At 52.9% G+C, this 13,591-nt stretch carries 13 protein-coding genes; 8 read left to right on the top strand and 5 right to left on the bottom strand.

All coding sequences use genetic code 11. From position 1 onward, the window contains the following. Positions 1–302 precede the first annotated feature (302 nt). From MLE19_RS08380 to MLE19_RS08390, 3 genes are all read right to left on the bottom strand, one after another. Entirely contained in the window at positions 303–2,489 is a 2,187-nt protein-coding gene (locus tag MLE19_RS08380) for a DNA/RNA helicase domain-containing protein (RefSeq protein WP_240717723.1), read from the bottom strand. Further along, positions 2,486–2,806: a nucleotide pyrophosphohydrolase gene (locus tag MLE19_RS08385; protein WP_240717724.1), complete on the bottom strand. Its 321-nt coding sequence runs from the start codon at positions 2,804–2,806 to the stop codon at positions 2,486–2,488. Before MLE19_RS08385 ends, MLE19_RS08380 begins: the two co-directional genes overlap by 4 nt. A 498-nt stretch (positions 2,807–3,304) precedes the next feature. Further along, positions 3,305–4,351, bottom strand: coding sequence for a PDDEXK nuclease domain-containing protein (locus MLE19_RS08390; RefSeq protein ID WP_240717725.1), 1,047 nt, complete (start codon positions 4,349–4,351; stop codon positions 3,305–3,307). Positions 4,352–4,436: 85 nt separating this feature from the next. Between MLE19_RS08390 and MLE19_RS08395 the strand changes: the two genes are divergently transcribed. From MLE19_RS08395 to MLE19_RS08405, 3 genes are all read left to right on the top strand, one after another. Beyond that, a complete protein-coding gene (locus MLE19_RS08395) occupies positions 4,437–5,012 on the top strand; it encodes a histidine phosphatase family protein (RefSeq protein WP_240717726.1) in 576 nt (191 codons plus the stop codon). Between the two features lie 61 nt (positions 5,013–5,073). Further along, positions 5,074–6,114, top strand: coding sequence for a zinc-dependent alcohol dehydrogenase family protein (locus MLE19_RS08400; protein WP_240717727.1), 1,041 nt, complete (start codon positions 5,074–5,076; stop codon positions 6,112–6,114). Positions 6,115–6,226: 112 nt separating this feature from the next. Next, a complete protein-coding gene (locus MLE19_RS08405; RefSeq protein WP_240717728.1) occupies positions 6,227–7,102 on the top strand; it encodes a pirin family protein in 876 nt (291 codons plus the stop codon). A 33-nt stretch (positions 7,103–7,135) separates the two neighbouring features. Here MLE19_RS08405 and MLE19_RS08410 read toward each other — a convergent pair whose 3' ends face one another. Next, complete coding sequence (locus tag MLE19_RS08410) at positions 7,136–7,747, bottom strand: DNA-3-methyladenine glycosylase family protein (protein ID WP_240717729.1); 612 nt, start codon at positions 7,745–7,747, stop codon at positions 7,136–7,138. A 183-nt stretch (positions 7,748–7,930) separates the two neighbouring features. Here MLE19_RS08410 and MLE19_RS08415 point away from each other — a divergent pair, with 183 nt between their 5' ends. Further along, positions 7,931–9,142: an MFS transporter gene (locus tag MLE19_RS08415; protein ID WP_240717730.1), complete on the top strand. Its 1,212-nt coding sequence runs from the start codon at positions 7,931–7,933 to the stop codon at positions 9,140–9,142. Positions 9,143–9,246: 104 nt separating this feature from the next. Continuing rightward, complete coding sequence (locus MLE19_RS08420; RefSeq protein WP_240717731.1) at positions 9,247–9,498, top strand: hypothetical protein; 252 nt, start codon at positions 9,247–9,249, stop codon at positions 9,496–9,498. Positions 9,499–9,529: 31 nt separating this feature from the next. Here the strand turns inward: MLE19_RS08420 and MLE19_RS08425 are convergent, their stop codons facing one another. Then, entirely contained in the window at positions 9,530–10,225 is a 696-nt protein-coding gene (locus MLE19_RS08425; protein ID WP_240717732.1) for an extensin family protein, read from the bottom strand. A 130-nt stretch (positions 10,226–10,355) separates the two neighbouring features. On the opposite strand from MLE19_RS08425, the gene gmk reads away from it, so the two are divergent. The 3 genes from gmk to MLE19_RS08440 all read left to right on the top strand — a co-directional run bounded on the left by gmk (position 10,356) and on the right by MLE19_RS08440 (position 13,543). Then, entirely contained in the window at positions 10,356–10,988 is a 633-nt protein-coding gene (gene gmk / locus MLE19_RS08430) for a guanylate kinase (RefSeq protein ID WP_240717733.1), read from the top strand. 117 nt (positions 10,989–11,105) lie between these two features. Beyond that, complete coding sequence (gene rpoZ / locus MLE19_RS08435) at positions 11,106–11,363, top strand: DNA-directed RNA polymerase subunit omega (RefSeq protein ID WP_007112267.1); 258 nt, start codon at positions 11,106–11,108, stop codon at positions 11,361–11,363. Between the two features lie 32 nt (positions 11,364–11,395). Then, positions 11,396–13,543: a RelA/SpoT family protein gene (locus MLE19_RS08440; protein WP_240717734.1), complete on the top strand. Its 2,148-nt coding sequence runs from the start codon at positions 11,396–11,398 to the stop codon at positions 13,541–13,543. The last annotated feature ends 48 nt before the right edge of the window (positions 13,544–13,591 follow it).

Below are 13,591 nucleotides of genomic sequence, written 5' to 3' on the forward strand. Positions count from 1 at the left end.
TCCTGTGTCTCTATCTTCAACGTGGATAGTACAATTATTAAATTGAGTCTAGCAGTACCGTGCATCGAGCCCAATAGAGTAAAGAAGAGTATTTTTTCTATTTTGAATAAAGAGAGGCCAAATGAAACTACTAAGAATGACTAGCATATTCATGCGCTGGTTATGCCACTGATAAATTCAGGTTTGTCCTCTTACTTCGCTCAGTAAGTTTTCTGTTGGGTTGTGGAAATATTAACTGATTGAATTGTATCTTTTTGAAACAGTGGTAGAGCATTAAATATGCCTAGCTACTATTTGTATAGTTAATCAATTACACAAATAAACTCGCCGACCACCCGATACCGTACGGCTTCATCTTCGGTCAGTTCAAGTGGTTTGAAGCTATCGTCATAAGAGTTCGGTTTAAGCTGGATGTGGGTGTGTTGCCAGCCGTGCTCGTCTGCAACTTTGAAGCTTTTATACACTTTTACGGTGTAACGTGAATTGGTGTCAGCATCAATATTATCGATGCATTCAATGAGAACTGTCTTCCCATTTCGAGAACCACCATTATCTGGCCGGAACAGGCACAGGGTATCATTGGGAATAACTCGGTTCATTGATTCACCTATCACCCTGCAAGCAAACATCCCCTCTCGCGGTCTAACACCGTAGGGCAAAGCGACCCATTCATCGTGTTCGGCGGTCTGAGGTTCGCTGAAGTCGCCCGCAGCCACCTGTAGGTCGAATAAAGGCACAGCATTAACGTAGGGGACGAGTTCTTCCACTGTAGGTTCATGTGTTGCATTTGCTGAGGTATGAAGAGGAATATGCTGTTTCAAATATTCCCGCAAATCATTGTCACATGCATAAACGAAGGTGCCGCGGATGCCGCGAAGCATGATAGTTTTATAGATATTGATGATGTACTGCTTTAGCTCAGCCGGATCTTGGATACCTTGCCCACCAGTTCGGTCAAAATAGTTTTTCCTGTCTATCACGATTGACTGGTTCTTCTTGTCATATCGGATCTCTTTGCCAAAGATGATACCGGTATAGTTGAGATCGTAGCCCTGCGTAGTATGAATACAGCCAACCTCCTTGTGTGAGTGCTTTGTGTTGATCCAGTCTGTATTGGTGCTGTTCCAGCGGAGTCGTACATCACCGATGACGATGTCGTGAGCCTTTGGGTCTTTCTTGGAAATCCATGGCCAAGCGTAACCTGCAATCAGCCGAGATAGTCCAACCTGCCTTTCTTTTTCAGAAATGGTATTCACCATGTCGCTGAGTGAGTCGAACATCACGAATTCGTAGTTCCTCTCAGTAAGCATCGCTCTATTTTTCAAACGACCATTGAGCAAGTTATCGACAAACTCCACATAAGGTTGCCCTCCTTTTACACGGAACTGGGAAAGCAGTTTATGTGTTACTGAGTCCTGTGCAGACTTAAGGTTCTTAAAAACATCGGTATCCGCGTCGGACGGCTTGATGGACTGATCTTGGTCATAGAAAAATATTGCTTTGTCAGATTGCTTGCAGACCCAGTCCACTTCGCTACAGCTATACTTGTCCATACACAGAACGTTACAGGTCTTATCGAAGGCACCAAAGTAGGCACCGAGGTTTTTCCGTTTTCGTAAGCGATGGGACTCGTCCACTAAAACTATATCGTAGTGTTGACGAGACAGTTCAGACGGGCTGATTACCATACTTGGGCTCAGCCCTGATACGTGTTTGAAGGCTTTTTTTAACGTGGTTCTGAAGGAAGTCATCGGCACCACCAGCGCCATTTTAGGCTTTGGTAGGGCCTGCTTCAGCTTTGTTAAAAGAGCCTGGATCTCAGCTTCCTCGTCTGAGAACTCTCGTAAATCAAACCGGTGTTCTTCTGAGTTGAGCAGTTTGAACAGGAATATCGCCAGTACGGATTTACCCGTACCTGCCCCCCCTTCCAGCACGATATTTTTTATTCTGGGATTTAATATTTCGTGCATTATGGTGAGTAGACCCTGGCGCTGATCCAAGGACAGGGACTTATAGGGGGAGTACTTGAATACATCGGAGTTATCGAGGTGCTCGAGTGTGCGTGAAACGACGCCATGGGCAATCAATCGGTTCCATACTTCCCGAAAAACCTCATCGTAGAGTGCGTTCTGTTGGTAGTAGTTATGATTTGCCAGCCCAAGATTGCCATTGAGTAGAGAGTATTTGCCATCAGCAGCCATGTACTTGATCAGCATCGATTCGATATCCAGTGTGGCGGACTTGTTAAAATATTCACTGGTGATCAAATGAACAGCTGTAAGAAGCTGCTTCTCGTTGTGCTTGAGGTGCGTGCTCATACGGGCAAGGGTATTAGTGGTTTCTCCAATGTAGGCCCGCAGATGCTGCTCGTCACTAAGGATGTACACCAAAGGCCAATTGCCAGCTGCGAAAGCGTTAGCGCGCAAATCGATCAGGGCAACCTGGCTGAAGGGGTGGCGCTGGACGTCAACCAAAGGTTCGTAATTCATAGTTCGGTGTACTTCTTAGCTGAACCTTTTGCCTTGTTGACGGGATATTTAATTTCGTTCAGCTCGATCTTATCGAGCATGATTTTCCTAACATCTAGTCCATAGCTATCCGCCAAAAGAAAAGCGTAGGCGAATACATCTGCTAGCTCTTCTTTTACCTTATCAACATTGGCTTTTTCGGGGTTTTTCCAGAGAAATACCTCTAACAGTTCTGCTGCCTCTATGCTGAGGGCTAAGGATAAATCTTTTGGGTTATGAAATTGTTTCCAATCCCGGTCATCCCGAAACTGACGGAGCCTGGCAATTACATCATCCATCTAAGCACCTTTTCTATTTACTGGGGCGTGAGTGTTCTCTTTTTGCCTTGATCACCCGCAATAGGGTTTTTCCAACATTATGTCCGACTATCCACCAAGTACTTCATCAAACTGCTTAGCACCGCTTTGGAAAGCGGGAAGTGAGTTAACAGTGTCTCGATTGAGAATCAATTCTTTGGTGAACTGTTTGGCTAAGCGTGTTAGCTACTCGCGCTGGCTGGGGTTCATGTCGTGTTGAGTGTAGAGGCGTTGTCATTACATTTACACTCCACATCTATGTAATCTGGCTTTGTCGCTGCTTCGGCATAAAAGCTCATCTAATAAAATAGAGAGTGCGTGGTTAAGCCTAGGTGGGCTGCAAAGGCTTCCTGTACGTCGGTATCGTCTAGCAGTAGAAAACGGAGCTTAGGTTGTTATTCTTAGGCTGGATATTATTATGTCCATTATGGCTGTTTTAGGCTGATTTTAGATACTATAGTGTCTTTTTTCCGTTGCCGATCACTCATCGCCCAGCCCCTGCTGCTGAAGCTGTTCCACTGCCTGAGCCCGTTCGCGCTCTAGCTCGCGTTTGAGCTCATCCTCTGAGGGCAAATACGGTAAGTATTTCGCCGCAAACAGCTGTTTTTGCTCGGCTAGCACCGAATACTTCACCACTGCTTCGCTTTTTTCGCTGCACAGCACTAGGCCGATGGTGGGGTTATCATCGCTGTCTTTGCGCTGCTCATCGTATAGGCGCACGTAGGTATCCATTTGGCCGATATCCTGATGCTTGAGCTTGCCGAGCTTTAGATCCACGAGCAAAAAGCACTTCAGCTTGAAGTTGTAAAACACCAAATCGATGTAGAAGTCTTCATCATCAAAGCGGATGCGCTGCTGGCGCTCCACAAAAGCAAAACCTTTACCCAGTTCCAGTAAAAACTGCTGCAGGTTGCTGATAATGGCCTGTTCTAGCTGGCTTTCCTGATAGGTTTTATCCTGCAGATTAAGAAAATCCAGAATGTAAGGGTCACGCAGATAGTCTTTGGCGGTTTCTGCCAGTGGCTGAGTGTTATGTTGGGCTTCTGCTTCCACCAGGGATTTGTCTTGGCTGGCCAGCAAGCGCTCGTAATAGAGAGTGCTTATCTGGCGTTCTAGAGATCTGGCGCTCCAGCTTTGGTTGATAGCTTCGTGTAAATACCAGTCGCGGGCTTGGGTATTCTCCACCCGCAGTAAGGTGCGGTAGTGCGTCCAACTCAATTCGAGACGCACTGCGTCGCGAATTGGAAAGCTCTGGTAAAACTGGCGCATATTGCGCAAGTTGGTGACATCGAAGCCTTTGCCTAGTCGCTCGGTAAGCTGTTGTGAGAGCTGTTGTAGCTGCTGCTTACCATACTCGGCACGGCTATTGCCTTGCTGTTCGTGCTCGACAATTAAACGGCCTATTTCCCAGTAACTTTGTACCATGGCCGTATTCACGGCTTGGCGAACCTGCCCGCGTGCTTGCTCTATCTGTTGGGTAATCGCGCTAACAAGGCTGCTAAAAGCGATTGGGCTCTGCTCGGTCATAGGCTTAACCCTTTGCATCATAGACTAATGTCAGCTTGCTTAGGTTTAACAATATCAAACTTTGCCGATTTAAGGACGCCTCTTCATGGACACTCTACGCCACCTCACCTTAACCCTACTGCTCGCTGTGCTGAGCATACTGTCCATCAGCGCCGAGGCAAACGACGCCACCTGGCAAGCACTCCAAGAAGGCGGCTTGGTAATCCTAATGCGCCACTCCCTGGCCCCAGGCATTGGCGACCCGCCGGGCTTTGAGCTTTCCCAGTGCGATACCCAGCGCAATCTCTCAAAGGCTGGTCGCACTCAGGCGCAAGCCGCGGGTCGTGCGTCTCGCGAGCGAGATATCCCTATTGCTGCGGTGTATTCATCACGCTGGTGTCGGGCGCTGGATACCGCTGAGTTGATGGCGCTAGGCAGTGTAGAACCTACGCCTTGGCTAGACTCTTTCTTTCGCGGACGCGGTGATCGAGCGTCAATCACCCAAACCGCCCAAGAGCAGATTGCCGCATGGCAAGGGCCGGGGAATTTGCTGCTGATCACCCATCAGGTAAATATCACCGCGTTGACAGGTAGCGGCGTTGGCTCGGGTGAGATGATCGTGGTGCGCCCAGCGGATGAGTCGTTTCAGGTAGTGGGGCGATTAAGCGTTAGCGGCCAATAATTTGCTCCTTATCTGGGGGGGCGGTTATAAAGTAAAAAGCGATATAGTTTAGGGATTCTTTATGAAAGCCGTTGTTTTTGAGCAATTTTCCGCTCCTCCCCGCATCCAGCAATTACCTGATCCTACGCCGGAGGCGCATGGGGTCGTTGTGAAGGTGATGGCAAACGGGGTTTGCCGAAGCGATTGGCATGGCTGGATGGGTCATGATACCGATATCCAGCTTCCCCATGTGCCGGGGCATGAGCTTGCTGGCATTGTGGAAGCCGTGGGTAAAGACGTAAAAAAATGGCGTATTGGCGACCGGGTGACGGTGCCATTTGTGGGCGGCTGCGGTACTTGTGCTGAGTGTCACTCCGGCAACCATCAGGTGTGCGATAGCCAGTTCCAGCCCGGCTTTACGCACTGGGGGTCGTTTGCCGAGTATGTAGGCATTCACTACGCCGATGTGAATTTAGTCGCCTTGCCGGGAACACTCGATTTTGCCACCGCGGCTAGCTTGGGGTGTCGGTTCGTTACCTCATTTCGAGCAGTGGTGGATCAGGGTAAAACAGCGGCAGGCCAGTGGGTGGCGGTTCATGGCTGCGGTGGGGTTGGTTTATCCGCCGTGATGATTGCCAACGCTATCGGCGCGAATGTTGTCGCCATCGATATTTCGGAAGAGGCGCTTAATCTGGCCCGTCAATTGGGAGCCGCTGCTACCGTGAATGCCGCCAAGGTACCCAATGTGGTGGAAGCGGTTGCGGAGATAACCCGGGGAGGCGCCCACGTATCCCTGGATGCGTTAGGCCACCCGACGACCTGCTTTAACTCCATCAGCAACCTGCGTAAACGTGGCAAGCATATTCAGGTTGGTCTGATGCTGGCCGAGAACAGCACGCCGGCCATTCCCATGAGTAAGGTTATTGCCCACGAGCTTGAAATACTCGGCAGTCACGGTATGCAGGCCCACCGTTACGACGCCATGCTGGCGATGGTCCAGTCTGGCAAGCTGGCACCTGAAAAGCTTATCGTCAAACGAATTACCCTTGAGCAGTCGATTGATGCGTTGATGAACATGGATAAGTTTGAAGGGGCGGGGGTGACGGTGGTGACCGAGTTTTGAGGAAACCGCTGAGGCGTCTCAGAACAATTTCCTGCAATGAATCTAGGCAAATTATTCGCTCCTAATTCACCGCTGGAGGTTTTACGCTAGGCGTATTGATAAGGAGTAAGCTATGCCATCAGACACTATTCAATCAGCACGTCGCGTGATCGCCCAGCACCCGGCCAAGCGCGATGATATCGGCGATTTAACCACCCGGCGGCCGCTGCCGGGGCCAGGGCTGGATCAGCTCGATCCGTTTCTGTTTCTTAACCACCATGGCCCGCAGAGCTATCCGGCCAATAATCGTGGGTTGCCGTTTGGTCCGCATCCGCACCGGGGCTTTGAAACGGTCACCTTTATTCTGGAAGGCTCTCTTGCCCATGCGGACAGCGCCAAACATCAAAGCGTGATCAATGCGGGCGGCGTGCAGTGGATGACCGCGGGCAGCGGCATCGTGCATGCGGAAATTTCGCCAGAGGAGTTTCTGCGCGAGGGCGGCCCACTGGAAATTCTGCAGCTTTGGGTCAACCTGCCATCGCATTTGAAAATGAGCGAGCCACGCTATGTGGGGCTGCAACAGGCAGACATACCTGCCATTGCTTTACCCGGCGGCGGTGAGCTGAACCTGATTGCCGGTGAGTGGCAGGATCGTACTGGCCCTATCGAGACGCTCACCGGTGTGTTTATGTCGACGCTGAGGTTGCCTACCGGTAGCCGGGAACAGTTACCCGTAGCACCTGGGCGGCAGGTGTTTCTCTACGTGGTAGATGGAGACGTTGAGGTGGGCGGCGAGCCGGTTCAGCCGCATCATCTGATTGAAGTGGATCGCGACGGCGATCGCCTAGACATCGAAGCCAGCAGCGATGCGCGCTTGCTATTTGGCCACGGTGAGGTGATTGATGAGCCCATCTACTCCCACGGCCCCTTCGTCATGAATACCCGCGAAGAGATTGTTCAGGCGGTGGAGGACTATCAGAACGGCAAATTTGGTGGGCTAGACGCCTAAACTCATTTAACCAGGGTTGCTTAAAAAGTGCCCCTATACCGGCTCGCCGCGATAGTAGTGCCACAGAAACAGCGAACCCACGCTGCGCCAGGGTGCCCAGTGCTCCACCATTTGGCGGGCCTGCTTAGGCGTGGGTTTGTCTTCCATACCTTTTAAGCGACCCAGCGCTACCCGCAGGGCAAGATCATCGGCGGGGAAAATATCGGGCCGCTTGAGTGAGAACATCAGGTAGATCTCTGCGCTCCAACGGCCAAAGCCGCGTAGCTTGGTAATTGCAGCGATAGCTTCGTCATCGCTTAAATGCGCTAATCCATCGGCGCTAAAAGTGCCTGCTAACTCCGCTTCTGCTAGCCCCTTGGCGTATTCGATCTTGCGCCAGGAGAGCCCTGCATCACGCAGCGCTTGGCCTTCCATCTCCATGACCGCTTTGGCGTGTAGTTCGGGCAGCAGTGTATTCACACGGCCCATAATCGCACGGGCCGCTTCGGTGGAGATCTGCTGGCTAACGATAGTGGAGAAGAACGTCGCAAAGCCTTTATCGCGTTCGCGAGGTGACGGCGCACCTACTAGTGGCAGGGCGCGAGCGATATCTGGATCGGCCTTGGCTAACGCTTGCATAGCCTGTTCTATGGTCTCGGGCGTCATTGTTGACTAGCTCGTCTAAGTAAAAGCTCCACACTAGCAAAGCACGAGCTTGAAGGTGAAACCGAGGCGAATTATTTTCTTTGCCCGCTAACTTTTAAACGCAGCGTGTTTCTACTTTCGTCTAATCCTGCGATCATTTGCGCCATCGTGATACCAACAGGGCGGTATCCCAAGGAGATAAACATGCAGGATTCGACAGCATCGTCGTCTCAGGGGCTGGCGCGTAACCCGCGTCTGGCCGAATTTGTGTTGGCGCTGGGTGGCTTTGGTATCGGCACCAGCGAGTTTGTCATTATGGGCTTGATGAACCGCGTGGCGGGGGATTTAGCCGTCACGGTGCCGCAAGTGGGTTATTCAATCAGTAGCTACGCCCTGGGCGTGGTGGTCGGCGCGCCGCTGATTTCCGCGCTGGCCGCGCGGGCACCCAGGCGATTACTGTTGATTATACTGATGCTGGTGTTTGCGGTGGGCAATATTGCCAGCGCTATGGCACCGGGGTTCTGGTCGTTTGTGGGCCTGCGTTTTCTCGCGGGTTTACCCCATGGCGCTTATTTTGGTATCGCCGCGCTTGTGGCGGCGGGGGCAGTGCCGGTTGACCAACGAGCGCGAGCGATTTCTCGCGTCATGCTGGGCTTAACCGTGGCGATCTTGATCGGTGCGCCGCTGGGTACCTGGGCGGGCAACCAGTTTGGTTGGCAGATCGCGTTTGTGGGTGTTGGGGGCATTGCGCTTCTTACCGCGCTGTTGATACGCCTCTATGTGCCGATTCAACCCGTTGATACCTTTGCGAGCCCCGTGCGCGAGCTCTCAGCGCTGTTAAAGCAGCGGGTTTTAGTGGCGTTAGCACTCGCCTGTATTGGCTGCGGTGGCATGTTCGCTATTTTTAGCTATGTGATGCCGACATTGACCCAGCAGGCGGGCATGAGCGAAGCGTTGGGGCCGCTAGTGCTGGTCATTTTCGGCCTGGGCTCCATTGCCGGTAATTTAATCGGCGGGCGTATGGCAGATAAAAACCTGATGCGCGCCATTCCGGCCATTCTGCTCTGGTGTGGCGTGATTCAGGGGCTGTTTTACTTTGCCGCTAATAATGTCTGGACCGGGCTACTCTTCGTTGGCCTGGTAGGCACCAGTATGGCGCTGGCGCCTTCGCTACAAACCCGTTTAATGGATGTAGCAGAGGATGCCCAAACCATGGCTGCTTCCCTCAACCACGCGGCCTTCAATGGCGCTAACGCGTTAGGGGCGTGGCTGGCGGGGCTGGCGATCAGCGCAGGGTTTAGCTGGTCTAGCACGGGGTTGGTCGGTGCTAGTTTGGCCTTCTGTGGGTTGGTGATTTTTGCTGGTGGACGATGGTTGGAAAAGCGCACGTACGGCGCCTGTGTGCAACGCGCTTAGCGTTGCCTGTCTTTGCATAGTTATCGAACAGTGATAATTAAATGGCTATTACGTCGAAATTTTTCTAGTGTGTAAGGGTAGCAACCCATAAGGAGATGACCATCATGCACACTCAGGTATTGAAAACGACACGTATAATGACTTTAGGCGCTGTGGCTGCGTTAACCATTGGTTTAGCGGGCTGCGGTACTTCTACTGGCGAGCGTGCAACAAGTGGCGCAGGTATTGGCGCTGCGGTAGGTGCAGGCGCTGCAGCAGCGACAGGTGGCAGCGTTACTCAGGGCGCGGTTATTGGTGGTGGTGTGGGTGCTGCCACGGGCGCCGCGACTGATTCAGACGATATTAACCTCGACTAAGATTTGATCGATTCGTTAGCGACAGAATCTCTTAACGACATAGCCGAAACCCGCGCATGCCCATATGAAAGTGATCGGCATGCGCGGCGTTGTAGTCAGGCCCTAAAACGTTCCCAAAGGTGTCGCAGGCACCGTCCCGTGCGGCGCGTAAGAACTCTCCCACCTCGCCTTCATCATCCCAGTTATTGATCAGCGAAATTCGCTGTCCGTTCTCAAACTGAAACCCCACTACATCCAGCGCTTCGGCGGTGGCGTGCTCGCTGCGTCTGCCGGTTTCGCGACCATACACATTACGACAGGCAAAGCTGCCAACGTGATTAACCTGACTCACCCGGCTGCCCATTATCTCCTCGGCGGCGGGCTGCAGCGCGTGGCGTTCGTACATGACCCAGGCCAATGCCATAGGGCAGGACGCCACGAAGCTCTGATTAAACGCGACGTCGCTTGACTGCATGCGCACGATATTGGTGAGAGGGCAGCTCGCCGTAGGGGAGTAATCTGCCAGCGGTGTGTAACGCAGCTCACCCGCCGGAACGGTATCTAGCGCGGCTAAACAGCCCTCGCGGTCATCCGCCAAACGGCTTAGCTTGAGTTGCGTGATAGGCGTAATGGGGTCACCAACATGCAGCGGTGCCCAGGGCGCCCATTGGCGGGGTATCTCAATAATGCCTTTTTGCAGGGCTACGCCCAGGGCAATAAGACCTAAAATAAATAGCGTACTGCGCATGCCTACCTCCCTGTATGTCACCGCCAACGCTACAGTCGCAGCGATGGGTGTGCGATACTGCGCAGCCTTGCTGCTCTGCTGCAGTCGCTCTACTTATTTTCGCTAACTGAAACTGAAGGGAACGCGCTTCATGTCCCAAGGCACGCTTTTTATCGTTTCTGCCCCGTCAGGTGCTGGCAAGACTAGCTTGGTACGTGAGCTAATTGAAAGCCTGGATGGGATTCAAGTCTCTGTGTCGCACACCACGCGCGCCAAGCGCGAGGGAGAAGTGAATGGTGTGAACTATCATTTCACTGACGTGGCCGAGTTTGAAGCGATGATCGCGCGCGGTGAGTTTTTTGAGTATGCCAAAGTATTTGATAATTACTACGGTACGTCGCGCCGAGCGGTAGAGGTTCTAATCAAAGCCGGGCAGGACGTCATCCTTGAGATCGATTGGCAAGGCGCCCAGCAAGTGCGCAGCCAAATGCCTGAATCAGTGTCGATTTTTATTCTACCCCCTTCACGCAATGAGCTGGAGCGACGCCTGGCTAGCCGCGGCACCGACGAGCATGCTGTGATTGCCCGGCGCATGCGCGATGCGGTAAGCGAAATGTCTCATTACCACGAATATGATTATCTCGTCGTGAATGATGACTTCACCACCGCGCTGCAAGAGCTGCAGTCTTTGGTGATCAGCCGACGTCTAAGCCGCCCGGTAATGAGCGAGCGCCATGCACCGCTATTAGCTGCGCTCTTGTCACAGGCGCCTGCGGTCGAGTAATCTATCTGGTTCTACCGTTTTTTAAATACGGTTTTAAATGCGTTTTTTTGCTGGGTCGACCCCGTTTGCTACTTTTAAACGGCGTCGGCCCGGTTCCGTCATAACAGGAAGGCTCCCATGGCTCGCGTAACCGTTGAAGATTGTCTTGAAAATGTTGAAAACCGTTTCAAGCTGGTGATGATTTCTACCCAGCGCGCTCGTCAGCTAGCGCGCGGCTCCCGCGATGCGCTGCTGCCGTGGGAAAACGATAAGCCCACGGTGATGGCGCTGCGTGAAATTGCCGCAGGCTTGGTTGATCACACGGTTCTGGACGAGCCCGTTGAAGCCGCTGTCCGTCCGCGCCCCGCTATGGCGCCTACTCATATCGACGACTAACGTTTTTAACGAAACCGATAGAGGCGCGGTAGATGTTCACCATTGATGACCTGGCCGATCGACTCGGCGGCTATTTACCCCCGGATGAAATCCAGCAGGTCAAACGCGCCTTTTATTACGCTGAGCAGGCCCATGATGGCCAGCGCCGGCGTTCAGGTGAGCCTTACGTCACCCACCCCCTCGCGGTGGCGAACATTCTTGCCAATATGCACATGGACCATCAAAGCCTGATGGCTGCCATGCTGCACGACGTTATCGAAGATACCGGCGTTTCTAAAAAGGCCCTGGTGACCCAGTTTGGTAAACCGGTAGCAGAACTGGTCGATGGGGTATCCAAACTTACTCAGATTACCTTTGAAGACAAAGCCGTCGCCCAGGCGGAAAATTTCCAGAAGATGGTGCTGGCGATGTCGCGGGATATCCGCGTCATCATCGTTAAGCTGGCCGACCGGCTGCACAATATGCGTACCCTGGGCGCCCTACGCCCGGATAAGAAGCGCCGCATTGCCCGTGAAACGCTGGAAATTTATGCCCGCATTGCCGGGCGGCTGGGCATCAACACTATTCGTGTTGAGCTTGAGGATCTCTCTTTTCAAGCGATTCACCCGATGCGCGCCGAACGCATCAAGCGTGCGGTGGCCAAAGCGCGCGGGCATCGGCGCAGCGCGATGCGTGAAATCCAGTCCTCGCTGCAAAAAAGCCTGGATGAAGATGGCCTGAACGGCACAGTGATTGGGCGGCAAAAACATCTACTGTCGATCTACAAAAAGATGCGCGACCAGCGTAAGCCCTTTGCAGAGATCATGGATGTCTTCGGTTTTCGCATCATTACTGAAGACGTTGCCAGCTGTTACCGAATTTTAGGCGTGGTACATAATCTCTATAAGCCGGTGCCCGGGCGCTTTAAAGACTATATTGCGATTCCTAAGGCCAATGGCTACCAGAGTCTGCACACCACCCTGTTTGGTTCCCGCGGTATGCCCATTGAGGTGCAGATTCGTACCCGTGAAATGGAAGCCATGGCCAATAACGGTATTGCCGCTCACTGGCTTTATAAAGCGGGGCAGACGTCGCACCCGATTGCTGAAGGCAGCCACGCTCGCGCGCGCGCCTGGGTTAAAGGGTTGCTCGAGATGCAGCGCCACGCAGGTGACTCGCTAGAGTTTATCGAACACGTTAAAAACGACTTGTTCCCCGACGATATCTACGTGTTTACGCCTAAAGGCGACATCATGGAGTTGCCACAAGGCGCGACCGTGATCGACTTCGCTTACACCGTGCATACCGATATTGGTAATAACTGCATTGCTTGCCGCATCGATCGCCACTTAGCGCCGCTTTCCACGCGCTTAGAGAGCGGGCAGACGCTGGAAATAATCACCGCCCCCGGTGCGCGCCCCAACCTTGCCTGGCTCAATTTTGTCACCACCGCCAAGGCGCGCTCGGCGATCCGCCATGCGCTGAAATACCAGCAGCAGACCGAAGCGGTCATGCTGGGTCGGCGACTGCTCAATAAAGCCCTGGCGCCGTTCGATACTAGTCTCGAAGAGCTGGATGAGAGCACTCTTAAGCGCGCCTTTAAAGAGTTGGATGTCTCTTCTGAGGAGTCGCTGTTAGAGTCGCTTGGGCTAGGCAATCGGATGACTCAAGTGGTCGCGCGCCGATTAGTCGATGCCGCGCACGGTGATGATAGCTATAAGCATCCCGCAGGCGTTGAGGGTAGCAAAGCCGTCATGATCAGCGGCAGTGAAGGCATGGTGGTGAACTTTGCGCGCTGCTGCCATCCGTTGCCAGGCGACCCGGTGGTGGGCCATCTTTCTACTGGCAAAGGCTTAGTGGTGCATCGCGCTGAGTGTAAAAACGTTATTGATAAGAACTTTGCCGATAAAAACGACCCCGACAAGCTGTTTGCGCTTGAGTGGTCGGATACCATTGACGAAGACTTCCCGGTTGCACTGCGTATTGAGATTGAGAGCCGCCGGGGGCTGGTCGCAGAACTGGCCGGTTTAGTGACCGATGCCGATGCCAATATCGAGCGTATTGGTATTGAAGAGCGTGATGCCCGCCTTTCCACCGTCAATCTGACACTGTCGGTTAAAGGGCGCGTGCACTTGGCTCGCATCATTAAACGCATCCGTAACCTTCCCAACGTTGGCAAAATTACCCGACTCGCCAACTAACACCCCATAAAACGACATGCTGATGCACTATCGGTAGTGTCAGCTATT

It is taken from the genome of Vreelandella neptunia (genome assembly GCF_022489065.1).
Taxonomy (GTDB): domain Bacteria; phylum Pseudomonadota; class Gammaproteobacteria; order Pseudomonadales; family Halomonadaceae; genus Vreelandella; species Vreelandella neptunia_A.